Source organism: Neptunomonas sp. (assembly GCF_016744175.1).
Classification (GTDB): domain Bacteria; phylum Pseudomonadota; class Gammaproteobacteria; order Pseudomonadales; family Balneatricaceae; genus Neptunomonas.
Window position 1 is genome coordinate 19,643 of sequence record NZ_JADGEV010000004.1, and the last position, 26,783, is coordinate 46,425.

Annotated in this window: 26 protein-coding genes and 1 pseudogene; 13 read left to right on the forward strand and 14 right to left on the reverse strand. The window is 40.7% G+C overall.

Features of this window, described 5'->3' with window-relative positions; translation table 11 throughout:
- Positions 1 to 181 precede the first annotated feature (181 nt).
- Entirely contained in the window at positions 182 to 925 is a 744-nt protein-coding gene (locus QZZ55_RS02515; protein ID WP_293264978.1) for a M48 family metallopeptidase, read from the forward strand.
- Positions 926 to 1,036: 111 nt separating this feature from the next.
- On the opposite strand, the gene QZZ55_RS02520 is transcribed toward QZZ55_RS02515, so the two are convergent.
- The 7 genes from QZZ55_RS02520 to QZZ55_RS02550 form a co-directional block, all read right to left on the reverse strand.
- Entirely contained in the window at positions 1,037 to 1,774 is a 738-nt protein-coding gene (locus QZZ55_RS02520; RefSeq protein ID WP_293264980.1) for an NRDE family protein, read from the reverse strand.
- Positions 1,774 to 2,292, reverse strand: a complete 519-nt coding sequence (locus QZZ55_RS02525; protein ID WP_293264982.1) for a DinB family protein — start codon at positions 2,290 to 2,292, stop codon at positions 1,774 to 1,776. Before QZZ55_RS02525 ends, QZZ55_RS02520 begins: the two co-directional genes overlap by 1 nt.
- A 42-nt stretch (positions 2,293 to 2,334) precedes the next feature.
- On the reverse strand, positions 2,335 to 3,600 hold the full coding sequence (locus QZZ55_RS02530; protein ID WP_293264984.1) for a hypothetical protein: 1,266 nt from the start codon (positions 3,598 to 3,600) through the stop codon (positions 2,335 to 2,337).
- Positions 3,600 to 4,508: a cyanophycin synthetase gene (locus QZZ55_RS02535; RefSeq protein WP_293264986.1), complete on the reverse strand. Its 909-nt coding sequence runs from the start codon at positions 4,506 to 4,508 to the stop codon at positions 3,600 to 3,602. The genes QZZ55_RS02530 and QZZ55_RS02535 overlap by 1 nt, the downstream gene beginning before the upstream one ends.
- A gap of 23 nt (positions 4,509 to 4,531) precedes the next feature.
- Positions 4,532 to 5,284, reverse strand: a complete 753-nt coding sequence (locus QZZ55_RS02540; protein WP_293264988.1) for a hypothetical protein — start codon at positions 5,282 to 5,284, stop codon at positions 4,532 to 4,534.
- A gap of 73 nt (positions 5,285 to 5,357) precedes the next feature.
- Positions 5,358 to 5,879: a hypothetical protein gene (locus QZZ55_RS02545; protein WP_293264990.1), complete on the reverse strand. Its 522-nt coding sequence runs from the start codon at positions 5,877 to 5,879 to the stop codon at positions 5,358 to 5,360.
- Positions 5,880 to 5,918: 39 nt separating this feature from the next.
- The gene (locus QZZ55_RS02550; protein WP_293264992.1) at positions 5,919 to 6,383 is read right to left on the reverse strand and encodes a YHS domain-containing (seleno)protein; all 465 of its coding nucleotides are present in this window, start codon (positions 6,381 to 6,383) and stop codon (positions 5,919 to 5,921) included.
- 546 nt (positions 6,384 to 6,929) lie between these two features.
- Between QZZ55_RS02550 and QZZ55_RS02555 the strand changes: the two genes are divergently transcribed.
- Entirely contained in the window at positions 6,930 to 8,822 is a 1,893-nt protein-coding gene (locus tag QZZ55_RS02555) for a propionyl-CoA synthetase (protein ID WP_293264994.1), read from the forward strand.
- 167 nt (positions 8,823 to 8,989) lie between these two features.
- A complete protein-coding gene (locus QZZ55_RS02560; protein WP_293264996.1) occupies positions 8,990 to 9,847 on the forward strand; it encodes a hypothetical protein in 858 nt (285 codons plus the stop codon).
- A gap of 14 nt (positions 9,848 to 9,861) precedes the next feature.
- Here QZZ55_RS02560 and QZZ55_RS02565 read toward each other — a convergent pair whose 3' ends face one another.
- Together QZZ55_RS02565 and QZZ55_RS02570 are read right to left on the reverse strand one after the other, a co-directional pair.
- Positions 9,862 to 10,557 (reverse strand): RES family NAD+ phosphorylase, encoded by a 696-nt coding sequence (locus QZZ55_RS02565; protein ID WP_293264998.1) that lies wholly within the window; start codon positions 10,555 to 10,557, stop codon positions 9,862 to 9,864.
- Positions 10,551 to 10,952 (reverse strand): antitoxin Xre-like helix-turn-helix domain-containing protein, encoded by a 402-nt coding sequence (locus QZZ55_RS02570; protein ID WP_293265000.1) that lies wholly within the window; start codon positions 10,950 to 10,952, stop codon positions 10,551 to 10,553. Before QZZ55_RS02570 ends, QZZ55_RS02565 begins: the two co-directional genes overlap by 7 nt.
- Positions 10,953 to 11,073: 121 nt before the next feature.
- Between QZZ55_RS02570 and QZZ55_RS02575 the strand changes: the two are divergent.
- Positions 11,074 to 11,329 (forward strand): annotated as a pseudogene (locus QZZ55_RS02575) (redoxin domain-containing protein); the annotation flags it as partial.
- Between the two features lie 144 nt (positions 11,330 to 11,473).
- Here QZZ55_RS02575 and QZZ55_RS02580 read toward each other — a convergent pair.
- Positions 11,474 to 11,953, reverse strand: a complete 480-nt coding sequence (locus QZZ55_RS02580; protein WP_293265002.1) for a thioesterase family protein — start codon at positions 11,951 to 11,953, stop codon at positions 11,474 to 11,476.
- A gap of 153 nt (positions 11,954 to 12,106) precedes the next feature.
- Here QZZ55_RS02580 and QZZ55_RS02585 point away from each other — a divergent pair, with 153 nt between their 5' ends.
- Entirely contained in the window at positions 12,107 to 12,754 is a 648-nt protein-coding gene (locus QZZ55_RS02585; protein ID WP_293265004.1) for a glutathione S-transferase, read from the forward strand.
- Between the two features lie 77 nt (positions 12,755 to 12,831).
- Complete coding sequence (locus QZZ55_RS02590) at positions 12,832 to 13,047, forward strand: hypothetical protein (protein ID WP_293265006.1); 216 nt, start codon at positions 12,832 to 12,834, stop codon at positions 13,045 to 13,047.
- A gap of 101 nt (positions 13,048 to 13,148) precedes the next feature.
- Here the strand turns inward: QZZ55_RS02590 and QZZ55_RS02595 are convergent, their stop codons facing one another.
- Both QZZ55_RS02595 and QZZ55_RS02600 read right to left on the reverse strand, forming a co-directional pair.
- A complete protein-coding gene (locus tag QZZ55_RS02595) occupies positions 13,149 to 13,949 on the reverse strand; it encodes an ion transporter (RefSeq protein ID WP_293265008.1) in 801 nt (266 codons plus the stop codon).
- Between the two features lie 113 nt (positions 13,950 to 14,062).
- On the reverse strand, positions 14,063 to 14,824 hold the full coding sequence (locus QZZ55_RS02600; protein ID WP_293265010.1) for a DUF4197 domain-containing protein: 762 nt from the start codon (positions 14,822 to 14,824) through the stop codon (positions 14,063 to 14,065).
- 226 nt (positions 14,825 to 15,050) lie between these two features.
- Here QZZ55_RS02600 and QZZ55_RS02605 point away from each other — a divergent pair, with 226 nt between their 5' ends.
- The gene (locus QZZ55_RS02605; RefSeq protein WP_293265012.1) at positions 15,051 to 16,046 is read left to right on the forward strand and encodes a TAXI family TRAP transporter solute-binding subunit; all 996 of its coding nucleotides are present in this window, start codon (positions 15,051 to 15,053) and stop codon (positions 16,044 to 16,046) included.
- Here the strand turns inward: QZZ55_RS02605 and QZZ55_RS02610 are convergent.
- Entirely contained in the window at positions 16,039 to 17,625 is a 1,587-nt protein-coding gene (locus QZZ55_RS02610) for an ATP-binding protein (protein ID WP_293265014.1), read from the reverse strand. The genes QZZ55_RS02605 and QZZ55_RS02610 overlap by 8 nt on opposite strands.
- 301 nt (positions 17,626 to 17,926) lie before the next feature.
- Between QZZ55_RS02610 and QZZ55_RS02615 the strand changes: the two genes are divergently transcribed.
- From QZZ55_RS02615 to QZZ55_RS02625, 3 genes are all read left to right on the forward strand, one after another.
- Positions 17,927 to 20,077, forward strand: coding sequence for an adenosylcobalamin-dependent ribonucleoside-diphosphate reductase (locus QZZ55_RS02615; protein WP_293265016.1), 2,151 nt, complete (start codon positions 17,927 to 17,929; stop codon positions 20,075 to 20,077).
- Positions 20,078 to 20,208: 131 nt separating this feature from the next.
- Positions 20,209 to 20,976 (forward strand): NrdJb, encoded by a 768-nt coding sequence (locus QZZ55_RS02620; RefSeq protein ID WP_293265018.1) that lies wholly within the window; start codon positions 20,209 to 20,211, stop codon positions 20,974 to 20,976.
- 110 nt (positions 20,977 to 21,086) lie between these two features.
- A complete protein-coding gene (locus tag QZZ55_RS02625) occupies positions 21,087 to 21,506 on the forward strand; it encodes a group II truncated hemoglobin (protein WP_293265020.1) in 420 nt (139 codons plus the stop codon).
- 41 nt (positions 21,507 to 21,547) lie between these two features.
- Here the strand turns inward: QZZ55_RS02625 and QZZ55_RS02630 are convergent, their stop codons facing one another.
- Entirely contained in the window at positions 21,548 to 22,429 is an 882-nt protein-coding gene (locus QZZ55_RS02630; protein WP_293265022.1) for a LysR family transcriptional regulator, read from the reverse strand.
- 141 nt (positions 22,430 to 22,570) lie between these two features.
- Between QZZ55_RS02630 and QZZ55_RS02635 the strand changes: the two genes are divergently transcribed.
- The 3 genes from QZZ55_RS02635 (at position 22,571) to QZZ55_RS02645 (ending at position 26,629) form a co-directional block, all read left to right on the forward strand.
- On the forward strand, positions 22,571 to 22,876 hold the full coding sequence (locus tag QZZ55_RS02635) for a monooxygenase (RefSeq protein ID WP_293265024.1): 306 nt from the start codon (positions 22,571 to 22,573) through the stop codon (positions 22,874 to 22,876).
- Between the two features lie 380 nt (positions 22,877 to 23,256).
- Positions 23,257 to 24,315, forward strand: coding sequence for a TRAP transporter substrate-binding protein DctP (gene dctP / locus QZZ55_RS02640; RefSeq protein ID WP_293265025.1), 1,059 nt, complete (start codon positions 23,257 to 23,259; stop codon positions 24,313 to 24,315).
- 43 nt (positions 24,316 to 24,358) lie between these two features.
- Entirely contained in the window at positions 24,359 to 26,629 is a 2,271-nt protein-coding gene (locus QZZ55_RS02645) for an EAL domain-containing protein (RefSeq protein ID WP_293265027.1), read from the forward strand.
- The last annotated feature ends 154 nt before the right edge of the window (positions 26,630 to 26,783 follow it).

Genomic DNA, 26,783 nt, shown 5'->3' on the forward strand with positions numbered 1-26,783 from the left:
AGTATAGAGCCTCAAAAATAATTATTAAGGTGAATATTAATACTCTTTTATGAAATGAAACTGAAAACCAGTGAAAAACAGGTTTGGCTTTCGGGTGAATTAGTAGGGTTTGCGAGGTTTTATATTTTTTTTATGCTTGTATAATCGCAGCTCAATTTATGGACGAAATATAAGGAAGTATATGAAAAAGGGGTTAATGTCACTCGCAGCAATCGTTGTATTGAGTGGGTCTGTTACAGGGTGTATCAATGGAAATCTAAACACGGCATCTCTTGGCGCAGGAATGGATGCTTTTAAAGCGGTTACTCTCTCTGAAAGTGATGCGAAAGCACTTGCAGCTCGGGCGACTCAGCAAATGGACCAAACTAATAAAGTGTTGTCCGCTTCTAGTAAGCACAGTAAACGACTTACACGTTTAGTTAAGAAATTCCGTAATGAAGATGGTCTAGCACTTAATTTTAAAGTGTACGGAAGTAATGAAATGAATGCGTTTGCCATGGCTAACGGAACAGTACGAGTTTATCAGGGGTTAATGAATAAGCTGACTGATGATGAGCTGCGTTTTGTTATTGGTCATGAAATTGGCCATGTTAAATTAGGACATTCGCTTAAAGCAATGCGCACAGCATATGCAACTTCTGCATTGCGTAAAGGCGCTGCAAGTCAGGGCGGAGACGTAGCAAGACTTTCGGGTTCTCAGCTTGGAGCACTAGGTGAAAAGCTAGTCAATGCTCAGTTTTCACAATCGCAAGAAACTGATTCAGATACTTACGCGGTTAAGTTTATGAAAAAGTATGGATTTAATCCGCGCGCAGGTTTGAGTGTAATGGAAAAATTCCAGAAGATGGATGGTGGGAAAAGCAGCATGCTCTCTAGCCACCCGGCATCTGGTGCACGTGAAAAACATATTGCGCGTCTTTTGTAATTCATCATACTTAATATGACTCAAAGCGACTTTGAGTCATATCTTCGCTAAACAAAATTTAATAAGCCCTATGATAAATTTAGGGCTTATTTTCTGACTGAACATGACTCTCTAGTGAGTACTTCTTAACGCTACTTTTATGTTATGCGCATTTTCCTGTTCTGTGTGCGACATTAACAGGCAGGGGGAGCCGTTTTGATAATCAAAACTTGCGTATTCGTTGGTCACTAAAATGTGACTGAAGCTAACCGTTTTTGCATCACGCCGGTGCATGCAAACTGATTGATGCCCTTTTGTGGGGTGATGTCCTTGGTGGTATTCAATGTGTTGTTGTGCAGTATTCATTGAAGTTGATGATGTGTACCTATTAATACGTGTAGCTGAAACTTTCTCAAACTCAACAGAAGAGGAGGTTAGCGGGCTACTAACGTTTAACGTTAAAAGTTTTTTACCGTCCCATTGATAGCGTTTAATGTCGGCCCCATCAAATGACCGTTCAAAAGCAAGAATTGTAAAGGGGGCGTAGCAATTAAGATTGAGACATTCTATTTCTGTAGTGAATGCACTAATGGTATTTAAGTAGGAGAGTGATTTCAATAGATGCCCACGACTGCTCAAAGGCCCTCTTGGTATATCACCTTGGTAAAAGTTTAATAAACAAAGGCTAAAACCCCACTCATTTACGGAAATCCAGCTACCGTCCCCATCGGGGTCTAGCGGCATTAGCGCGGTAACATTGTTTGTCTCATAATGACTTGGAGGGAGTGCCTTGCTACGGCTTCGTTGTTCATCACGGTTAAAAAAAAGATGATAACCATTCTGATTGATTAGCCAGCTAACGGTGCACACTAAGACTGGGCCTGCTCACGGTTGTAGGTTGCCGTAGCGGGTGCAACACCATAATGGTTACCTATGCTGTACCCCTGTACTTTTGCAATCGTCACCATTAAAGCTAAATGATGAATAGTATGGTTGGATGCAAAAAATAGTTCTCTTCCAAATGAGGTTTCTAGTAACGAACTGTGTTGTTCAGAGATAGCTATTTCTGTCTTAATTTTAACATGTCGGTTTATTGTTTCGGGGCTTAAGGCAACAAGCCATGCTCTTATATCATTCAGTGTACATAAGGCACTATGTCGATTTGTTTCTACCAAGCTACCTCGTAGACGGATGTCATAATCTACAACATCATCTTCCATGTTTCTGATAAGCGCATGATAAATATCTAGGATGTGTCTAAGATGCTGACCAATACTACTTTCAAATAAATTCGATGAGTTATCTTGATAAACGCTATCATTAATACTCTCAATAAAGTCATTAAGCTGATCAAATATTTCTATACTGCTATCAATTACTTTCTGCATGAAATTCTACCGTTAAACGAGTCTTTATAAATTAAGAGGGCGTTAAGTTTTGGATGTTCTTAATGATGCATTAGCTACAGCACTGGTGCTAATGCTGGACTCCTTAGGGGCTGTATAAACCATATAGATCAATGCGATAGGGGTTAAAACTAAATACAAGGTTGCTAATGAGGACTGAATGTCTGAGAAGTAAGAAGCAAGCAGTGCTGCAACCGAATAAAATATAACAATGCCTGTTTGAGATAGGTAGCTCTTCGCTAGCAAGTAGTTTAAAGGGCGTTGCTCTCTTGCATGGTCAAAAAAACGTTTGTTAAAGCTTAACCGGAAGAATGTCGTTAAAAATGCGATTAATAAGATGGCAGGGTAGATCATGTGATTTGGTAATGACGGGTCTAATAAGCTGCGCAGCCACCAAGATAAAGCATAAAAAATAACGGCAAATGTATACACTTTGTTACGGTCAAGGCTATCAATTTTGTTTTTTAATACATAGAAAATAACGGACAACAAAACGGTAAGTGTAACAATAATAACGCCTAATTCTTTAACGTTTTCCTGAGAAATCAAAAATAGAGAGACTACCCAAAAATAACTTTCAAGGAAAAGAAATACGCCGTCAAGGTAAAACACAACGGAGGAGTTGTGAGAGTCCTTGAAGCGAAAGAGGGATGTTTTTTTTGATTCTGTCGTGCCTATTTTTACAGGCAGAACTTGGCTAATGGTAAAGAAAGTGCTCATTCGGCTTGGCTGAAAAAACCAGATAAGGCCTGCTAACGATATAATAGAACTGACTAGCCATAACGAATGCTTTAGATTGTCTTCTAGCATAAAGGCGCCGACTAAAATCCCTAGTTTCAAGACAACAACCACTAAAATTTGGAAGTTACCAAATTGCTTTCCTGTATCGTTTGTGGGTGAGGTCTGGTTGTTACGTTTGTTTGAATCCGATGTCATGGTACTGAACAGCATTCTTTGTGTTGTCCAGTAGAAGCAGTTATATACACCATTAAATAATGCAGCAATGGCCCACGAAATAGGCGAGTCACTAAAGAGTAAAACGCCTACAAGAAAGACTTCGCTAATAAAAGATAAAGCAACAATCCAGCGCCACTGAGACTGATTAAATAGAGCTTCCCATATTTTCAGTGAAACAATAAACCCGAATCCGGTGAGAGCAATAAACAACGCAATTCCTTCAATTGATACACCTTGCTTCAGTAGCAGCACGGGAATAAAGAAGGGCAGTAATCCAATCAGAAATGAGTGGACGCCTGCAAACTGAAAAAAGCTCGAAGATACGGTTTTCATTAGAAAATATCTGCGTTGCTGATTTCTATTTGATCGAGCTTACTAAAGTATGGGCTTAAATCTTCTTTTTTACCGTAGCGTGGATAATCATGCATTTTCAAATAAGGACGTGAGTTTACTTCTAAAAAAATACATTTTTGATCTTGATAAGAATGATTGATCCCTTTTTCGAAAATAACATCGATGCCCAGTATGTTGGCATCGAACATATTTAATACATCTAAAAAAAGCTGTTTGTTGTCTTCTGGAATAGTCTCTTTATCAATAGTTCGGACGGTGCCGCCTGGCGCTAATGATATTCGGTAAAAAAGGACAACATCTTTGCCTTCTTCTGGAATGCTTTCTAGCGTGTATTTACTTTTCTTTATATAGTTAATGGTTTGCTCATTCTTTTCAATGGGATAGATGCAAGGGTGCAGCTCCATTGCTTTTCGAATAGCATTTTCTTCATCAATAAGTTCGCTAACTGTGTGTATGCCGTCACCAGTAATTGTTGGCGGGTAACGCTCAATTACTGACATGAGTTCCCCTTTAATGGCTACTACACGGTAGTTATGCCCCTTTAAGTACTGCTCCACTACCGTTGTAGGCCACCAAATTTTTGCTAGAAAAATAGCCTTCCATAGTTCTTTGAAATTGTTGATAGGAAAGTAGCTGCCGCGAGAATAACCACTAACATTGGGCTTGATGACTAAAGGAAAGCCATGTTCTTTGGCAAAACGATGTGCTGCCATTGGGTTTAAGAATATTTGTCCTTTGGCATGAGGAACATTACCTTGACTAAACACAGCACGAGCTTGTTCTTTAGAGCGGCAGCTTTTTCTTACTTCTAAATTGTTATAGCTGCTGCAGCCGTTCATATAGCGCTGACTTATCCAGCTATAAATTATCTTTTTTATATTTTGCATTTGGTGTGCTCGTCTTAATCAATTCACTTGGTGCGTTGTATGAAACCTAATTTTTTAAAGAATAAAAAAGGCTCATTTTGTTCTGCCGGTATAGTTCTTGTTACTTTTGCCAGCAACCAAGTACATTGAGTAGCTAGGCTTAGTTTCTTCTTTAGCGATGTGTTTTTAGTAAGCAACACAAGTGGCATAGGAACAAACAGGTTTATTTCGATAACTTTAAAATCACCTTCAATCAGTTTTGTCAGCGAATCAGCTCGAACGCCAAAGCGTGAAATTCTAAAGTCACCAATTGTTCTCAGGTTCTCCCAGAGAGCATTGCTACTTTCTTTGCTAAGGAGCTTGGTTACATCTTGATACTCAGTTTGCTTATTATAAATGCCGTTTATTGGGAAGTTATCACTGCTGTGGTTTATTACCTGTGTAACTGACAGCATTGCATAACGGTCAGATGCTATATCTGAGGGTATAATGAAAACCTCAAATTCAATTTTTCCTTTAGCGGCTTCCTGAATGAGATAATGAGACTGCCCCGTTGCTCTTTGGCAACGAATATCATCTAGTTCGTTACGGTTATCTGCTCTTAGAATTCCCTTAGAGTTTTGCCCCCATTCAGGTTTAACAAATACGGGGTAGGATTCTGGCTGTTTATCGCCAGAATCCAGCCATTGGTCTAAGCGCCATTCTATGGGTATCAGATCATTAATATCCTGCTTGGAATATATGCCTTTGCCTTTATTAAAATAACTAGCGTTTAACTGGAAGTAATGCCAGGGCATTACTCTCAAACGAAGGCACGAGACTATATAAGAAGTCACCAATAGAATTCTAATCATCATAATTATCTAAGACTTACAGAGTGATGTTGCGGTTAGTATTGCTAGTACGCCAATGCGCAAAGTTTACAACGGCCATGGCCAATCCTAAAATAAGGATAGAAACAGCAGCATAGAACAGTGATCCATGGTCACTAACGCCATTATGCAACACTTCTATCCCCAGTGGTGTTGCTAAGTGAAAAAAAGCTGCTCCGCTCATAATCCCAGCGGCAAGCACTCCTCCTATACTGTGAATCAATGCTCTTTCTGGCGCTTTGCCTATGGCGTTTAACTTTTTGAGGATAAAGAACACAATAGGAAGTAATAAAAAAATTGAAACTATTAGTTCAGCACTACCAACAGCATAAGCGCCGTATTCTGCAAACCAAAGTCCTAATCCATTTGATAGGGTATTACTCATCCACGCACCGATAGTTGAAAATATGTGCTGAGTGTCTGGATGGCCGGAAAACTTATATGGCAAAGAGCTCAAAAATACTTTGCATGTCCAAGCAACAACTACCCAGCTAAAAATTGTAATAATTCGAGATTTCATACCGTATCCTTAATGTTATTATTGGCTGTATTAATGAAGTTACTTAATGACTTTTGGCCAGTTTTTGTCAGCAGAACTAATAAAGCCTTCTTTGTCTTTTACCCATTTTGACTGTACTTCGGCATCGTAATTAAGATATAGCTTGCCTTTATGAACAGTCCACTGCAGCGGATCACCCTTTGCAGTATCGTTATTGGCTACAGCCCATGCGCAGTAACCACCATACTGAGGCGCATACTTTTCAGGGTTACCTTTGAATGCCGCTAGATTATCGGCATTTTTAAAACGCCATTGAGCGCCTTTGTATTCTGTTGTGAAACGCTTGCTACCCTCGACTGCTTTATTTTCAGTGAAGTAAGCAACGGTGTCATAACCTGCAACAGCAAGGTCGCTGAAGTAAGACGTGTAGATAGGGGACTTTGCACTTGCATGTAAAGACATAACCATCAACATTGCTGCGATAATTGAACCCCATGCTTTTTTATATGAAAGTAGGTTGGTCATTTGTGTGCCCTCGAAGTCTATAAGCTTGTCATGTAAGTTTTCTTTACAACCAATCGCCTATCTTGGCTGTAAAAAGTAAGCCAACTATATATTTTGAATCTGAAATCAACCTGAAAAAAATAGCTATTTTAATCCATTTGGTAAGCTTAGGCCTATGAATAGTTTGTTGTTTTAGTGAATAACAATACTCATATTATAGGTGTTGTTGGTTGCGTCAAAGGAAGCCGCTAAAAGAAGAGGGGAGTTGATGGTTTGTTGTTTGTGATGGCCAAAACTCTATATATGCTATTTTGTAGACCTTTAAACGATAAAAAAAGACATTATATGGAGGTATTGTCGACAATCCTGTTTTTTGTTGATTATCAAACCCCATGAAAAAGTAGATTTTTTACGTAAAATAGCCATATTCGCCTTATGTCGTAGTTAAATCCGTGTTTTTTTTAGTTAAAGTAGATGGATCTTGTAGGCCGACTGTCAACAATAACTATAACGGCTCACATTGACGTAGTCCTGAAAATTAACTTATAAGCACAAAGGGCCCGCGCTATGTCCTACCAAGCAGAATATGATAAATCGATAGAAACTCCAGAACAGTTTTGGGGAGAAAAAGCAGAAGGGATTGAGTGGTATAAAAAGCCTCAGCAGATCCTGAGTAAAGACGACAACGGTATTGATCGCTGGTTTGCTGATGGAGAGATGAACACCGCATACCTTGCGCTGGACTATCATGTAGATAATGGACGTGGTGATCAAAATGCCATGTTCTTTGATTCACCTGTTACTAATACTAAAACTCGGTATACCTATAAAGAGTTGCGAGATGAAGTGGCAAAATTTGCCGGTATTTTAAAAGCACAGGGTGTAGAAAAAGGCGACCGTGTTGTCATTTATATGCCAATGATCCCAGAAGCAGTTATTGCTATGCTGGGTGTTGCTCGCCTAGGTGCCGTTCATTCTGTTGTGTTTGGTGGTTTTGCTCCTCATGAACTGGCTGTGCGTATCGACGATGCCGAGCCTAAAGTGGTTGTTACTGCATCGTGCGGAATCGAAATATCAAAAGTGTTGCCTTATAAGCCAATGCTTGATGAAGCAATTGTTAAATCCGCGCATAAGCCGAGTAGCTGTATTGTGTTTCAGCGCCCTCAAGTAAAGGCTGAAATGATTGAAGGCCGTGACATTGATTGGGCGACGGCTATGGCCTCTGCTAAGCCCGCAGACTGCGTACCTGTTAAAGGTACTGATCCTCTCTATATACTTTATACATCAGGAACAACGGGTAAGCCTAAAGGTGTCGTACGTGATAATGGTGGCCACGCGGTTGCACTGAAATACAGTATGAAGGCTATTTACAACATGGAAGCGGGTGACGTTTTCTGGGCCGCTTCAGATGTTGGTTGGGTCGTTGGGCATTCATATATTGTATATGCACCGTTATTGGCTGGATGCACTACTGTTGTCTATGAAGGTAAACCAATTAAAACACCTGATGCAGGTGCATTCTGGCGCGTATGTGAAGAGTACAAGGTTAAAGCTCTGTTTGCAGCACCAACAGCTTTTCGTGCTATCCGAAAAGAAGATCCAGACTCTGAACTGCTTAAGCCTTACGACCTTACTCACTTAAAAACCATTTTCATGGCAGGAGAGCGTCTAGATCCGCCAACGTATGTATGGACAACAGAAACAATTGGTAAACCGGTTATTGATCACTGGTGGCAAACCGAGACGGGTTGGGCTATCTGTGGAAACTTAACGGGCATTGAGATGAAAGAGCCTAAACCAGGTTCGTCTACGCTTCCGATGCCAGGCTTCAATGTGCAGGTTGTAGACTCTGAAGGCAATGAGTTACCGGCAGGGGTTCAGGGTAACATCGCTATGAAGTTGCCTTTGCCGCCAAGCTGTTTGCCAACGGTATGGGGTGATCATGAGCGCTTCCGCACAGGTTATTTAACTGAGTTCCCAGGCTATTACTCAACAGGTGATGGCGGTTATAAAGACGAAGAGGGCTATGTATTCATCATGGGTCGTACCGATGATGTAATAAACGTAGCAGGGCACCGTTTATCAACAGGTGAGATGGAAGAGATCGTTGCAAGTCACCCAGCCGTTGCTGAGTGTTGTGTAATCGGTGTTAATGATCCGCTTAAAGGCCAGCAACCCATTGGTATGGTGCTGATCAAGAACGGTATCGAGGTTGACGAGAAAGAAATTGAAGCAGAGCTGGTAGCGATGGTTCGTAAAGAGATCGGTGCTGTTGCTTGTTTCAGAAAAGCAATGGTCGTTCAGCGTCTTCCTAAAACTCGCTCTGGAAAAATTCTGCGTAAGTTGTTGCGTCAGATTGCCGATGGTTCTGAGTATTCAGTGCCTTCTACAATCGATGATCCAGCTAGCTTACCGGAAATCGAGGAAATTATGGATCGTCACGGCCTCGTGACGAGCTAATAATACCTCACCTAAGACCCTTAGTAGTTTTTTAGGCAGCCTTTTGGCTGCCTTTTTTGTGTCTTTTCTGTCCCTATTGGTTTTTATTTTTTTGGCTCTGTGTCTTATTAAATAATTGCCCTAGTCTTTATATTTTCTGATGGCTTTAGAGACGAGGGTATTAGTAAATGAGGATCGTTAAGGTTTCGCAACTACTGGACGACAGAGAGCGTAATTATCTTCTCTATAACGGTGATGTGATTATATTTGAAAAAATACCCGCCATACTGGAACTAAACGGCTATCTAGACAGGCTTGTCCAAGATGTCTTTGGAGGGTTGTCTAAATGCTCTATGTTAAATGAATGTAGCAGTAAGCAAGACAGTTCTGTCTTTGGGGTCAACATAGAGCGGTTACAAAATAGATTCCGTAAGGAACCAGCGTTTGCAGATTTGTTTAGATCAGCACTTAAGCAGACAGGTATGGATATTGAGCGTAACTATGCGGACGTACTATTTTTGCGATGTGTGGCCCCCTTGCTAAAAAAAAATATCCACCGGGGTAGAATTGCCCATCACAGGGATACGTGGGGGAGTAACATCCAGCAGCAAGTTAATTGGTGGAGTTCTCTTTATCCTACCTCTGATGAGAATACACTTGTGTTTTATCCGGAGTATTGGGATACACCTGTTGAGAACAGTACGAGCGAATGGTCGTACAGTGATTTCTGTAAAGCTCGATCCTTGGCAAAGCAAAAGGGCTTATCGCATATAAACTACCCTTATGCGCCTGAAGTCACACAGAGTGTTTTGTCTAATAAGTCTTTGAGTATCGTAACTTCTCCAGGTGATCTTGTGTGCTTCTCAAGTGCTCATTTACATGGCAGTACTGAGGCACCTCGTGGGAGTTGCAGATTTAGTATTGAGCTTCGTACTTTTGCAGAGCGTAGTACTGACTTAAATATACCGCCTAAAAATATTGATAATGCTAACGGAGAGCCTAGGTATGACTGGTTTAAGCGTCTCAGTGATAAAAAGAAATACTAATCTAGGAAAAGCAATTACAGCGTCGAGGACAGCTTGTTGACGCCTGTTATTGATCCATTCCATACCATTTCGTAATGCGTAGCTTGTTGTATCGATGTTACATGTGATGGCGTCATTAAGGCCCAGCATATGGCGCTTTGTCGCCTGACGGAGTGATACCTGATTCCCATGCTTTTGTTATGCTTGATTGCATGGCCTAAAACACGAGCTTCGCTGTAATCGGTTGGAGAATAGATGGGATTAGTAGATGAAAGAGTCAGTCCGTCTAGGATGTCTACTTCATCAAAATGGCAAATTAATCCACGAAAAACAAAACGTTCATAGTTTAGCTCTGGAACTCTGCTCCAATAGGCATGCTGATGATGTTTAACCTCAGCGATGGCGGTTTCCATACTATCGGCTAAATACAGTATTCCAAATGCTCCGTTACTAAAACGAGAGCCGTCCGGATTTACATGGGTAAACGGTGCTGTAGCGTATGAACACCCAGGAATGCCGAATGGGATTTCAGTGCGGGGGATTAACTGTAAGTCACCTACTTCATTCTTAAGACGTGGGTTAGTTAATGTTTGCAGTGCATAGAGGCTATTGAATTCATTAGCGTCGGCAACATCATCAAATAGACTAATAGGAGGAAACTTTGAGTTAATTAACCGGTAGCTTTTAATTTTTTTGCTGGGTAAAGCGGGCAGTTGTTCAATGTTTACCATTGGCTTCCTCGCATGCTATCGATTCTACGAAATGTTTCATAAACCGCAACAAAGTCGCCATTACCCATCACTTGGAGCGGTGAGCGGCCTGCAAAAAAAGGGTTATGATTAATCATGCTCATAAAGCCGTACAGGTTATCAGGGTTATCAAATATCAGTCGTAATGCTGCATGAATGTTGAGAATAAAGCTAATGCGAGTAATTTGGTCGCGGTCTAAATTTACTTCTTGCATTTGCGCTTTCTTTTTAGCGCGTGCATATGTGCTGTGGGAAACGCGCAAAATAGCTTCACCTTGCTCGCCGCTTGCCCCCCATTTTTCCATAATTGTAACCGCTGCTTTTAAGCCTGTTGCTGCCATCGCTTTATCTGGTGCAGATGATTGTAAATTAAGCATAGTAACTCCTCTGTATCTGGTGATACTTTATCATTAAATTTGTCTCTTTGGATATAGTAAGGGTGCTTTTAGTAAATCGAGTGTTCAGTGGCCATCGTGTTTATTTTGTCGTGATAGATATTTCTTTTATCCAGCGAATTTTACTTTCGCATGTCCCACTGAACTGAACTAGGTGATCTTGCTGATTACTACGAACAGATGTGGGATATAGGCGTTGAAGTATATTCAGCTTCAACGGATACCCACTTTATAGGGCTAGCAGAACGTGGGAGGCTTGTTATGCTACACATTCAGGAGAAGTGTTCCCTGCAACATGGAAAGAAGGAGAAGCAACGTTAGCATTTTCGCTTGATTTGGTCGAAAAATATAAGAAATAGATTCGACTAATCAGTTGCTTACATTGATTTCTTCATGTGAAATAGATGTAGGTTTTTGCGTTTTTTTGCTATATAAAAGTATTTAAAACGGTCATCAATGTGCTCATTGATGGCCGTTTCTATTTTAAGAATATCTTATTGACGTTAAGCGGAACAGCCTTGCTCGGGCATAGCAATAGAATTACCCGCCCCTTTAGGCCAGTCCATAATGGAGTGGCTTAATTGCAATGCTTCTATGGCTTTACGAATAGGCTCTGGCCATATTGCGCTGTGGCGGGTTTGCATATCTACGCCTACCAATAAGCATTCAACGGCAGCGAGTATTTCAGTGCTGTCTTCATTTCGTAACTCGTGCCAGATCCGTAAGCGCTTTTTGTCACTGGAGAGCAATTGGGAGTGCGCGACCACTTTTTGGCCTTGCTGCACTTCTTTTAAATAACGTAAATTGTTCTGCACTGTGAAAGCACTAAATTGATGGTGTGTCCGTCCTGCTTCATCCAGACCGGCGGCATCCAAAATTGTATCGGTTGCCAATGACAGCATGACGAGATAATAACCTTCGTTAAGGTGCCCGTTGTAATCGCAATAGCTTTCAGGAACGGGTGGATATTGGGTGGTTAACATGACGGAATCCTTCTTCTTCGGCCGATATGATTCATCAAGACTAGAGAGTTAACGACTTGATAAAGACGCATATCAAGTTTTGGATGCGTATAATGCTACGAACACGCGCCTGTTTCCAGTCCATGTTAGTAGAAGATGAAAGAATCCGAGCTTATGCCAATATCACATGATGTAACTACTTTACCCATTTTATACTCTTTTCGGCGTTGTCCTTATGCAATGAGAGCTCGTTTAGCTATCACTAACAGTAAAATTAATGTGGAACTACGTGAAGTTATATTAAAAGACAAACCAGCGGCTCTCCTTGCGCTCTCCCCAAAAGGAACTGTTCCGGTTTTACAATTGGTTGAAGGACAAGTATTAGAGGAGAGCATTGATATTATGTATTGGGCTTTACAGCATCATGATCCGGATCAGTGGTTGCCGCCATTACTCATAGAATCAATTAAGGCCCTCATTCAAGAGAATGATGACGAGTTTAAGTTTTGGTTAGACCGCTATAAATATGCAGATCGCCATCCCGAGCACTCTTCTGAATTTTATAGAACCCATTGTGAATGTTGGTTTGTTAAGTTGGAGAACCTTTTGGTGACTAATAAAGGTTTTTTACTGGCAGATCATTATACATTGGCTGACATGGCGCTGTTTCCGTTTGTTCGTCAATGTGCACATGTAGATCGGGAATGGTTCCTTCAAACTCCTTACATACATTTACAAGCCTGGCTAGATACACTTATTGGTTCCCCACTCTTTACTACCGTCATGCAAAAGCACCCTCAATGGAAGGAAATTCACGTATAAGCTTTACAAGCAATCTATGAATATCCCTGCTAGAGTTAATACATTGCTAGGACAGCAATGCTATACAGGGAAAAACTATGGATTGTGAATCGTGTAAAAGTAGACTTTTACAGCAGGGAGCCGCCGAGGCAGTTACAGTGATTGAGTTGTTAGGTGATCACTCAAACAACGCATGGTGCAAAGTATGCGAAGATATCGTCTGCATGCCTTCTGATATTCCGACGGGTATCTATGCGGATTATGTTTTGTGTGATGAAGACGGACTATGTCTGTTGCAATTAATAGATGAATAAGTTTATTAGGTTGCTGCAGCATACCTAATAATGCAGCTGTAAATGCTTTAAATCTAGCTACGTTTTCTATCATGAAACGAAGCTACACTTCTCTTATATGGCTATGGCCTGTGTTTAAGCATCTCTTTTAGTTCTTGTATTTGGTTTGATAAATCTTGGATCGTGGGCTCTCCATCGGCTATTGCTTGTTCTTTTATTTCTTGTGCGTGCTCCTCCTCCATCACATTCACAATAATACCAATGACCATGTTTAAAAAAGCAAAAGTGGTTAGAAATATAAAAGATAAATAGTAGAGCCAACTAAAAGAATATACGACCATTGTTTCGTACATGACATCTGTCCAGTCTTCAAAGGTCATTACCCGAAATAGAGTGAGCATAGAAATTGAAATATCGCCCCACAATGTCGCATTGATAGAAGCAAAAAAAGATGACCCAACAGCTGCGTAGATATAAAAAATTATAAACATCAGTAAGATAACGTAACCTAGCTGAGGTAACGCCTTTATTAGAGAGTTAAGCAACAGGCGCAGTTCCGGAATAACTGAAACCATACGTAAAACACGAAAGATACGTATTAAACGGCCAATAAGCGCTAGCTCGCTGTCTTCAACAGGCATAAGGCTAATAGTCACAATTAACGAGTCAAAGGTGTTCCAAGCATTTTTAAAGAAGTATTTTTTCTGTGGTTCGCCTATAAATCGAATAGACAATTCAATTAAAAAAAACAGAGTGATGCCGATATCTAGCCACCCGATTACCAATAGAACATTCTCGGGAATGTCATAAGTTTTTGCACCGATGACAAGAGCAGAGAATAAAATGACAGCAACGACAAAAAATTCAAAAAAACGATTATGTCGCAGTTTGTAAAAATTGGACTGAAGGTTTTCTGTGTTCATGATTAAGAGATTTAAAATAGTAATATGAGTAAAGGGGGGTACTGTAAAGTGAAAAAATCTATGCTACACATCCTATAAACAGAGAGGGACCTCTCTGTTTGTATCTTTGGAAACTAGTGGTTCCACAGTTTTTTTAGTAGGTCTGTTGTGCGGGCAGCAGGGTTTTCGCGAATAAGTTTTTCTTCAGTCGCCAGTTTCAAAAATAATCCATCTAATGCTGCATTGGTTACATGATTAGTTAAGTCACCATCAACCTTCTTTCCAATTAATGGTAACTCTGCCGCTTGAGTAGCTAGGTTGTTGTAGTATTTAGTGGCGCCCACTTCACCTAAAGCACTGTCAATTTCGGGTTTAAATAAAGCAGCTATTTGAGGGCCCGCCTTTTGGCGAAAGTACTGAGTAGCCGCGTCATCAGAGCCTTCGTAAATCTTACGAGCGTCTTCAAAGCTCATATTACGAATGTTATCAACTAAAATAGCTGTTGCTTGAGGAGCGGCGCGCTCAGCAGCACGGTTGATGGATTGCTCAAATTGATCTACTTGTTTGCTCATGCCGAACTTTCGTAATGGCCCTGCTAGCTGGTCTAGCCCAGCAGGCATAGGTACACGTATTTGTGGATCATTAAGGAATCCACCATCAGCTGAAATAAGTTTAATAGCACGCTCACTACCTACGACTAACGCTTCTCTTAAGCCGTTAATCAGTGTGTCTGATGAAAGTGATGAGCCACTAACTGCTGAATTGCTTGTCGAGGGTTGCTTAATGAGTTCTGCACCAGATTTTTTGGCACTTTCAACTAAATCGTTCCAGCCCGCATAGCTGTTTGTAGCGATGGCAGCACTAAGCAATAGAGTGGTTATTGTTAATTTACGCATGATGAAAGCCTCCATCCTTGTCTAAAGATAGCGCTAGTGTAACGGATTATTAGGATGCAGTTGTCACATATTTATAAGAAACTTGTTTGACGGGAGGGTATATAAATCTAAAGTTTAAACTGAATGAAAATAGTTAGAAATGTCATTGAGCGGCTATGTGTACTACTTAAGTTATCTATCTGATACACTCTTCGATCGAAAATTTTTCGCGTTTTTGAGAATGAAAATGATGCATCAGCTGCAGTATTTTGGGTGTTGTCTGTTACTGGGTTTTACCTTGGCTATTTCACCTGTATACGCTGAAAATCAAGTTATCACCCTAGGAACAGGTGGAGTAACAGGCCTATATTATCCTACCGGTGGCGCTCTTTGTCGGTTAATCAATCAAACTCGTCAAGAGCATGGTATCCGCTGTGCGGTGCGTAGTACGTTAGGCTCTGTTACTAATCTGGACCAGGTTGCTAATTACGAACTCGATATGGGCATTGCAGAAGCAGGTCAGCTCTATAGTTTTGTGAATAAAGCAGAACAAAAAACAGCAAAAAGCCGTGATAGAAAATCTTTGGTACCTTTGCGCATACTGACTAGTTTATATCCTGAGTACATATCGATTCTGGTAAGGTCTGATGCAGGAATTCAGCACTTTGGAGACCTGAAGAATAAAAGAATAAATATTGGAAAACTGGGAACCAGTCAGCGTTATACTATCGAACTGCTAATGAAAGCTCATGGTTTACGCGTTAGTGATTTTAAAGAGGTGACTGAGTTAGAGCCTTCCGAGCAGGCTACTGCGCTTTGTGATAATCGCATTGATGCAACACTCTATGTGGTAGGTCATCCAAGTGGAACAATAAAAGAAGCGTTAAGAGATTGTCGTAGCCAACTCATCGGATTGTCAAAGCAAGATAGAAACACACTGATTCATCATAACCCTCACTACCGGGAGATGAGCGTTGCAGGTGATGTGTATTCTCAAGATGCCCCTGCGGTATTAACCGTTGGTGTAAATGCTACCTTGTTTAGCCGGGCGGACTTACCTGATGATGTAGCCTATGCGGTAGTCAAATCACTGTTTGAGCAATTTGATAGCTTTAAAAAGCTCCATCCTGCATTTCGTTTTCTTAACCCCGAACAGATGATGGGCTCATCTCATTTGCCGTTGCCATTGCATCCGGGTGCGGCTAAATATTTTCAGGAAGTTCTGCAACGGGAGCCTAAGTAATAACAGAGGTTTTTTGTTCAAGTACTATCGGAAGCTCCAAACGAAAATGTGCCCCATGGGTGTTAGCTAAACAGTAAATATGACCTTGTAGTAACTGACTTACTATATTAAATGCGATATGCATGCCTAAGCCACTACAGCCTTCATTTCGTTTTGTAGTCATGAAAGGCTCAAAAACTTTATGTTTCCAGTCTTGCGGTATACCAATACCATTATCACAATAATCAATTATGATGCGGTCAGCTTCTTGGCTAACATCAATAGTGATAATCCCTCCGAGACTATCTTCAAACCCATGAATTAAAGAGTTAAGAATCATGTTGGTAAACACCTGATAATAACAACCCGGATAGCTATCAATCATGAGATGTTTAGGGCCAGTAATAATAATTTCGGGCTTACACTGTTTAAGGCGTGGGTTGAGTGATAATAGAATTTCATCAAGGTACTGGATCAAATCAAAGTGACGACATTGTTCACTTGATTGATCTACAGACACTAGCTTAAATGCATTGATTAACTGAGCCGCGCGTTCTAAGTTTTGGCAAATTAAACGGCTGCTTTCGACTGCTGTATTGGCTAATGGGTCATTTGGCGTATGTTGTTGGTATAGATTAGCTTGGTCGGCCAGAAATGATGCCGCAGTAAATCCAATGCCGATCGGTGTGTTTATTTCATGTGCAACCCCAGCAACTAAACCGCCCAATGCTGCCAGCTTTTCAGATTCAACCAATTGTTGCTGAGTGGAGCGTAAAGTGGCCAATGTGTCGTGTAGTTCTTGGTTACGTTCTTCCAGTTCTTTGGTACGGTCAATGACGCGTTGCTCAAGCTCTGTATTAAGTTTTGCCAGAGAGCGCTCTGCATCTTCACGCTTGCTCATATCATGTAGCATAGATCGGCGCATAGTGTTCATCGCATCAACCACCTGACTTAGTTCATCATCTTGATGCTTGCTGTTTCGTTTCAGTTCAAGCGGCGTATCCAAATGATCTAATTTAAGACGGCGTGCATAAGCTGCCATACTGCCTAAGTGTTGAGTAATAAGCCGGTGAAAGAGAGTCAGTATAAAAATGGAGACCAGAAAAGTCTTAATGCCCTGAGAGGCAAGTATAACCAGCACTTTATCAGCTAAGCGTTGATAAACCTCATCTAAACTTAGAATCAACGTAAGTTCACCAACCGAGATAGTGCCTCTGCCTGAATCATGATGCTCTAGAGCATAGTGGCGTTCGACAATAGCACCAGATGTCGGCTTATTACCTGCAACATAAAAATCATTAAAGGATGAATTGATCTCCAAATATCGGACATCAGGTAATTGCAACAAACCATCAAGTTGTACTTGGATTTGTGCTGGGCTAATTTCCCATAAGCTATTCGCAAGACTGTTTCGAGAACTGACTTCAATCTGCAATAAGCGCTCATCAATAGCCGATAGCTCATAACGATAATCAAGCCACAGTTGTGTGCCAGTAGCGATTAGCGTGATGATCGAGCTGTAAAGCAAAATAGCCGTAAGTAAGCGTATTCCTAGCGGTTTCTGATGGCGAAGTTGGCGCAAGCGTTGCAGCAGTCGCATAGTACTCAATCTTTAAAGACGAATGATCTGCTTATCATAACCGCACAAGCGCAAGACGAAACCCCTTCATTGAATTTGTGTTAGTAAAACATGAGAGAGATGTATTCAATGACGAATAACAACATGAGTTGGATAGGTCTGATTTTGTTTGATAATAGATTGCATAGCTAGTGTAATTATCGCTTCTTGATACAAATCAAATACTACATGTAGTGTTTTTAATAGGATTAAGGTCAATATGTAGTTATTTGTGCGCACCTGTTGTCTATTAAAGGTGTCTTTTATATCAGAGGAACAATGCATGGCCGTCACGTTAGAGAGCTCAGAACCTTCAGCAGTAGATATTGCCCTACAAGATACCTCCCTTGACATCTGGGATACAAAATATTGCTTGAAGTCGAAACAGGGAGTTATGCTTGATAACACCATTGATGATTCATTTATCCGTGTTGCTAAAGCTTTGGCAGCCGTAGAGAGTGATGAGAAAAATCAATCATATTGGTATAAGCAATTTCTATGGGCATTACGCCATGGTGCTGTTCCTGCAGGGCGTGTGATTTCCAATGCCGGCGCACAACAACACAAGCCTGCTACTTCTACAATTAACTGCACGGTTTCTGGCACTATCTACGATTCAATGGATGATATTTTAGGGAAGAACCATGAAGCAGGACTTACGCTAAAAGCAGGTTGCGGGATAGGGTATGAATTTTCTACATTAAGGCCTAAAGACGCGTTCGTGTCTGGTGCGGGGGCTTATACCTCTGGGCCGTTATCTTTTATGGATATCTTTGATCGCATGTGTTTTACCGTATCCTCAGCGGGTGGCCGTCGTGGAGCACAGATGGCAACGTTTGATGTGGGTCATCCGGATGTACTCGAGTTTATAAAAGCTAAACGTGAAGATGCGCGTTTAAGACAGTTTAATCTTTCACTACTTATTACTGATCAGTTTATGAATGCTGTCAATGAGGATAATGATTGGCCACTGGCATTTCCAATGACAGAAAAAGAGCAGCAAAGAGACTGCATCAACCTTAATGATTCTCAGCAAGTACTGTGGCGTGAATGGCCGGTTCAACAAGGCTATATTACTAATAACGAAGGACTGGTTGCTTGTAAAATTAGTAAAAGAGTGCGAGCTACTCATTTATGGAACGCCATTATGAGTTCCACGTACGACTTTGCTGAGCCCGGTTTTATCTTGATCGATAAAGTAAATGAGCAGAACAATAATTGGTTCTGTGAAAATATCCGCGCAACGAACCCATGTGGTGAACAGCCACTACCGCCATATGGCAGTTGTTTGCTAGGTTCTATTAATCTTACAAAATTCGTAATAGATCCGTTTACCAGCCAAGCTCGATTTGATTGGGAAAATTTCACACACACCGTGACTATATTTACTCGTATGTTGGATAACGTTGTAGAAATTAACGGTTTACCGTTAGAGGAACAGCGTCATGAAATTAATCATAAGCGCCGTCATGGTATGGGTTACCTTGGACTGGGTTCTACTATCACTATGCTTAAAATGCAGTATGGGGATGCCGCATCAGTCTCCTTTACTGAACAAGTAACTAAAGAGTTAGCCATTACAGGTTGGCGTGCAGGGGTTGAATTAGCGAAAGAGAAGGGTCCCGCGCCTATCATGGATGAGCAATTTGCAGTAACGGGCGAAATGTTACGCAAACGTCCTGAGATGCTTGATGACGGGTATAAAGTAGGGGATAGCGTTGCTGGTAAAGTGCTTCATGCCCGTTACAGCCGTTATATGCAAAAGATAGCGAGAAGTGAACCAGAGCTTGTGAAGCAACTAGCAGAGCATGGTTGCCGGTTTACGCACCATAGTTCGATTGCCCCGACAGGAACCATTGCTTTATCAATCGGTAACAACGCGAGTAATGGCATTGAGCCGAGTTTTGCACATCACTACTCACGTAATATCATTCGCCAAGGGAAAAAAACTAAAGAGAAGGTCGATGTGTTCTCTTATGAGCTTTTAGCTTATCGCCATTTGGTTAATTCAGAAGCAATGCCTTACAGTGAGAATAAAGACAAGCAGCTCCCAGACTACTTCATCTGTGCTGATGATATTCACCCAAAACAACATGTCGATATACAAGCCGCAGCCCAAAAATGGATTGATTCCTCCATATCAAAAACAGCCAATGTACCCACTGAATATCCTTACGAAGAATTTAAGGATATATACCTTTATGCGTATGAGCAGGGGCTAAAGGGTTGCACTACCTTTCGTTTCAACCCTGAAGCCTTCCAAGGTGTCTTGGTGAAAGAGCAAGACCTTGAGAAAACCTTATATCAGTTTACGTTGGAAGATGGCAGCACCGTTGAGCTGAAAGGTAATGAAGAGGTCGAGTATGACGGTGAACTTCACACAGCAGCCAATCTTTTTGATGCGCTGAAAGAAGGTTACTACGGTAAGTTTTAAATGTTTTAACTAGATAAAACAATAGTTTGATGGGTTTTGTTAGCTTGCTAGATTAATGCTAAAAGCCCATTTGTAAACATGAGTTGCTTGCATAAAAAATCTCTACTAGCAAGCTACTAAGAGGATGTGAAATGTCATCAACAGAACAGAATAAAACCATCAAGATTGATCAAGCGATCATTGGCTATAAAGTAATTACTGCACAAGATGCCGCCGCAATTGAGGCTCAGAGCACTATCAAAGTAGCAGGGCCAATGATAGAGCAGCAACCTGAACCCAGCCTAGAAACGGTGCATGAAAATCTAAGCCGTCCGGATTTTCTTATGGGTTCAACCTATAAAATTAAAACGCCTATGTCTGAGCATGCACTGTATATCACCATCAACGATATACTTCTTAATCAAGACACACCGCATGAGCAGCGTCATCCATATGAGATATTCATTAACTCTAAAAATATGGATCATTTTATGTGGGTCGTTGCATTAACGCGTGTCATTTCTGCTGTTTTTCGCAAAGGCGGTGATGTCACTTTTATGGTGGAAGAGTTAAAAGCGGTGTTCGACCCTAAAGGAGGTTACTTCAAGAAAGGAGGGAAGTTTATGCCTTCATTAGTAGCAGAGATCGGCGAATCAATTGAAAACCACCTAAAAATGATCGGATTAATAAAAGATCCAACAATCGACTCGCATCAGCAAAAAATTCTAGATGAAAAACGTGCAGAGTTTGATCGAAGAAATGCCACACAAAAAGAATTAGTAAGTAGCAGTGCAGTAAATGATGATAATGGCGGTTTTCCTGCTAACGCTCAGCTGTGTAATAAATGCCATACAAAGGCCGCTATATTAATGGACGGCTGCTATACCTGTTTGAGTTGTGGAGATAGTAAGTGCTCATAGTTTGCGATATTCAAATTTCTTCTTAGCTATTCAGTAGCGTTGCGTTCTGCTGGTGGATATTATGCACTAGCAGACGTTAACTCATAAATTGAACAGGCCGCGGTATATAAATGAATACAAAAAGTTGCGAATATGGAGTAGATGATAATTCATACAAGATGGCAGGGGAGTTAACAGGCATAACACAACTGGTTGATGACTTTTACGATAATATGAGTGAATTCCCAGAATCTAAAAGGATTCGGGATATGCACCCTAGTGACTTAGGTGAGTCGCGAACAAAGCTGGCTTATTTTTTGTCAGGTTGGCTTGGCGGCCCAAGGTTATACTCGCAACATTTTGGCGGAATGAGTATTCCTGCATCGCACCAGCATTTACTTGTAGGGGAGGCTGAGAGTGAAGCATGGCTATATTGCATGCAAAAAGCTATTGATGTGCAGCCGTATGAGGAAGCCTTTAAAGTCTATTTAATCACACAGCTACGTGTACCAGCAGAACGAATCAGATCGGTATGCGCAAGAAATTTTTGAACTAATAAAGTAGGGACGTGCTGAGTCATGTAGAAAACAAGCTACCTCTCACTTTTTGATAACAGTAACAACTGATATAACTTCTTAGCAGCGGGTCCCGTTTTTGCACCTTTAGGTAAAGTAAGATGCAATGGAACTTGATAAGAACTTGAGTGCTCCACATTTAGGGTACGCATATCGGAGTTGCTGCGACCTTCAATAAAGTGCGTTGGAAAACGGCAGTAACCTAGTCCTTGTTTTGTTGCTTGCCAAGCATGATCGAAGTTATCTACTGTTATGCGTTGGTTCGATTTTAACCATCCTACATCCCTGTTACCTGAGTTTCCTAAATCTCGAATCACAACTTGTTTATTCATAGCTAGGTCAGCTAAGCAAGGTTCTGGCTTACTGGCTAATGGATGAGTATTAACTACCACTGGTAGCAAACTAGCAATGCCAAATGCTTCACAGGGGTAGTTAGTAATAGGGAGGGTAATAATCGAAATGTCAGCGATTTCGTCTGTGACCATTTGAGTTGTTTTTGATAGAGATGTTTCTACAATTTGAATAGATGTCGTGTTGTTATGTTCAAGGAATTTTGCCAGAGGTCCATATAACCACTTTCGGTCACACAAGTGATCAATAGCAATAAGGATCTCAGACTCAAAACCCTGTGATAGTTGAGTACTGATTTCTTCCAGCACTTTTGCCTGCTCAAGCATCGATTGAGCTCTTCGTAATAAAGATTTTCCGTCATCAGTCAGTACGGCTCTACGCCCTTCTACTTTTACAAGGGATATATCAAGCTGGTCCTCTAGTTTTTTTATGGCATAAATCAAGGTGGTATGGCTTTTATTCATTTGCATTGCCGCCGCTTGAATGCTCCCAGCTTTATCTATTTCAAATAAAGTTAACCATTGCTCTAATGTTGTTTTAAGTCTCATATGTCTAATTAACTCACAGTAATGCGCAATTTTATGAACTTTAATGTTCAATTTATCTGGATATTATAGAGCATAACCCCACGGACAAAGCATGTGATACACATCTGGAGGCTTGGGGTAATTAAATAATGGGAGAAAAAAATGAATGTATTATTACAAGTAGATTTTGATTACGCAGGCCCGTTTGGTGAGACAATGGCGGGTATGCTAGATGGCTTGGCAGAGTCTATTAACCAAGAGCCGGGCATCATTTGGAAAATTTGGACTGAAAGCGAGCAGGGCCAGTTAGGTGGCGGTATTTATCTTTTTGAAGACAATACTTCTGCCAGCTCTTATTTAGCAATGCATACCGCACGCTTAAAAGAGATGGGTGTTAGAGATATAAGAGGGCAAATTTTTGATGTGAACTCCACTTTATCAAAAATCAATAAAGGCCCTATCAGCTAAGCCCAAAAGCATAGTAGTCGAAGGGGGCCATACAGATAGAAGGCCCCAGTCTTTATTGCTAGCGATATTAGCTTCTGGTATTTGGTTTGTTAAGTTGAATTTGATTTAAAAGTAAATTACTACCTGAGCTCACCTGCACGAAATACGACCCATCCGTGTATTTTGATACTGACACGTAATACGTCAAGCATCTATCTCTAGATCCTCTTAACAATGTTGACATCAAAAAACTACGGAGCCCTTCAGCTTAAAGGAAAAACACTGCTAAGCTTTATATAGCGTTTAGTTGTAGAGGTTTATAAGTGTTGTTACCCATAGATGTAGGAGTCGAAATCGGTATATTTTGATTCTTAAAATAGTATGTTGAGTCGGAGTTAAAAATGCTAATTAAATCATCGATATTATTTACATTGTTTGCGTTGGTTAACTTAACCGCCTGTACTCAAGATGACAAACCTCAAGCTATTGCTTGGGAACTACAATCTCAGGCGACTGAAAATAGTATTGATTACAAAGAACTAAAAATATTTACCGACAACATAAAAATGATGAGCGGTGGACGCTTGGTGATTACTCCTCACCCCGCTGGCATACTGGCAAGTGGGCCTGATATTTATAATGCAGTAAAAGAAGGCAGAGTTGAAATGGGCAACGGTTGGCCTAACTGGTGGTCGGCTGTAAACCCAGCATGGGCATTAATGAATGCAGGCCCTTTTGATTTTATGAATTTAGATAGCTCTATGATGTTCTTCCTTGCCGGAGAGGGAACAGCGTTAGCCAATGAGCTCTCACTGCCTGATGGTATTCTTTGGCGGCCTGCGTGGTGGCCGGGTATGGAGTTCGGTTTACTATCTAAAACAGAGATCAAAGGTTTAAAAGACCTTAAATCCAAAAAAGTTAGAATTGGACCAGGGCTGCCAAGCGAAGTTTTGGCCGCTGCTGCCGGTGCATATACGCTCCCAACAGTGCCGGAAGAAATTCGTCCAGCATTAGAGAAAGGCGATTTAGATGCTGTGGAATGGACGACTGCTGGAGGTGCGTGGAACTTAGGACTTAATGATATTAGTAGGCATGCAATTGTGCCTGCTGTTTGGCAGCCATCCGTACTGGCCGATTTTTTAATCAATAAACAAGCTTATGATGCACTTCCTTCGGATCTTCGGGCTATTCTTGAAACCGCAATAAAATCTTATACATTAACAACTACGATGAAGGCTAAGGTAGAAGATTTTGAGGCACTAAATCTGTTCATCGAAAATGGCGTTAAGATTAACACATGGAGCCAAGAGGACTTAGAGCGTTGGAGAGTCGTTTCAAAAAGTGTGTTAGATGAATATGGGTCACGAGACCTTTTAAGTAAAAGAATTATAGATAGTAAGAGGGCATTTAAGAAAGAATATAGAGAGTATTATCAATGGTTTGGCCCTTATGATAATTGAGAAATTGTCTGTTTGCGTTAAAGTAGAAAAACGGTAACGGGTAATGATTAGCCGATTGACGGTTCGTTTATTACTGATTCTAAGCGTTATTACTATCTTAGTAATGACAGCTTTCGTTATGGTGCGGTTTGATGCTGCATCTAGCTTAATGCAAAGCAACTTGGAAGAACGGAGTCATGCGGTAGCTGAACGCGTCGCAAATTCAGTGCGGCCAACGATTTGGAATATCTATAAGAAAGCTTATGATCGCTCTTACACCGTAGAATTAGCCTCAGCTATTTTAGATTCAGAGATGTCTTCATCATTTGTGGAAGGAATCAAAGTCTTTGGGAACTTTGGCCATCTGTATATGGGACGAATTAAAATCAATGACAAGATTGTTAGCTTTGATAAAGTGTTGCATTCTCGTATTTGGATAGACAGCCCTAACCGCCTTAAATTACCGATAAAAGCGGGTGAGGTTAGTATCGGTAATGTAGAAATCAGTTTTAGCGATAAGGTATTTACCGATAATTTGTACCGTAACTTGATCGTTGAGATTACTCAGGTTGCTATTGTTAGTTTAATGTTTGTAGGTTCCCTGTATCTTTTACTGCGTTTTGCCTTGGTAACCCCAATGCAATCGTTACAGGTAGCTGAACAAGCACTCGATGCCATTAATGAAGCTGTTTTTGTGGTTGATAAATATGGCCGAGTCCTCGATGTTAACCCTGCTTACAGTAAAATCACCTATTATTCTGAAAATGAACTCATCGGTTCAACTCCTGCAATTCACTCAAGCAATGATACGTCTATCGATTTTACGATGCTGATATCCAATAGCTTTATAAGTAAAGGGAATTGGTCTGGAGAGGTTATTGGGCAGAAAAAGGATGGGACTGAGTTTCCTGGTTGGCTAAGCTTAAACCGTGTTGATAGGAAAAGTAAGACGATTAAGTATGTTGGTGTGTTAACTGATATTGCTGAGAAAAAAGCAGCAGAAGACAAGCTGCACACACTTGCCTATTTTGATTCATTAACCGATGTGCCTAACCGACATGCTTTTCTTGTGCGTTTTGATCAGCAACTTGAGTTAGCTAGGCGTGATAAACATAGAGTAGGTTTACTGTACCTAGATCTTGATAATTTTAAATGGGCTAACGATCAGTATGGGCATGCAGTAGGGGATCAACTTTTAATAAGTGTGGCAGGCCAGTTTAAGGAACGACTGCGTGAGTCTGATATGCTTTACCGTATTGGTGGCGATGAATTTACAGTAGTTATTTCTGATTATAAAAATGAGGATCAGCTTGTACGTTTAGCAATGGATTTAATTAAACAAGCAAGCAAAGAGTATTTGATTGAAGGAAAGTCCATTAATTTAGGTGCAAGTGTTGGTATCTCGACTTTTCCTAAAGATTCAGATAATGCTAAAGATCTCATTATTCAGGCGGATACTGCTATGTATCAGGCAAAAGAGGCGGGGCGTGGTCAAGTTCATTTTTTTTCATCTGAACTGGATATGCAACGTCAGGAACAGCAAAGCATCGAACAGCAACTTAAGGTCGCCATTGCTGAGAATCGTCTGCAACTTTATTACCAGCCAAAAGTAATCTGTAGTCAAAGTAAGATGACATGTAATAGTGCGGAAGCATTAGTGAGATGGATTGAAAATGATAGGGTGTTATTTGCTCCCGATCAGTTTATCGCTATTGCAGAACAAACTAACTTAATTTGCGAGCTCGGTTATTGGGTGATTCACACTGCCTGTGAGCAGTTATCTACTTGGGATAAATCAGGGTTTGATAATCTAAAAATTGCAATTAATTTATCCCCTCGGCAGTTACGAGATGAGAAATTATATGATTACCTATTAGAGCAAATGACACTGTTTGATATTGGTCCTGAGATGCTAGAGCTGGAAATTACAGAGCATGCAGTGATAGAAAATATAGAAGAATCACTTCAAACGCTCGAAAAGTTAAAAACATTGGGAGTGTCTATCGCAATGGATGACTTTGGTACTGGTTACTCATCGTTAAGCTATTTAAAACAACTTCCTATCGATGTTCTGAAAATTGACCGCTCATTTATTCAAACGATACCCAGTCATCAAGGTGATATAGCGATTGTTACGGCTATATTCTCTATTGCGAAGGCATTGAATTTAGCCGTTGTGGCTGAAGGGGTTGAAAATCTGCAACAGTTGGATTTTCTTACTTTACATAACTGCGATATGGTTCAAGGCTATTATTTTGCATCGGCATTAAGCAATGAAGACTTCATAGATTGGTTAGAAAATAACTGCACTGATAGATGCACTATTTCAACTTGAAGTATCAGAAAATAGATGGCTTTTACGATAATGCTTTAAATGTTCTGTAATCGTATGGGATTGAAATAGGCCATGCTTTTTGTCTAATGCACCGTACTTTTCCTAACAAATATTACAGTGAGAAGCCCCTTTTATCATTATTTCCCTTTCCAGT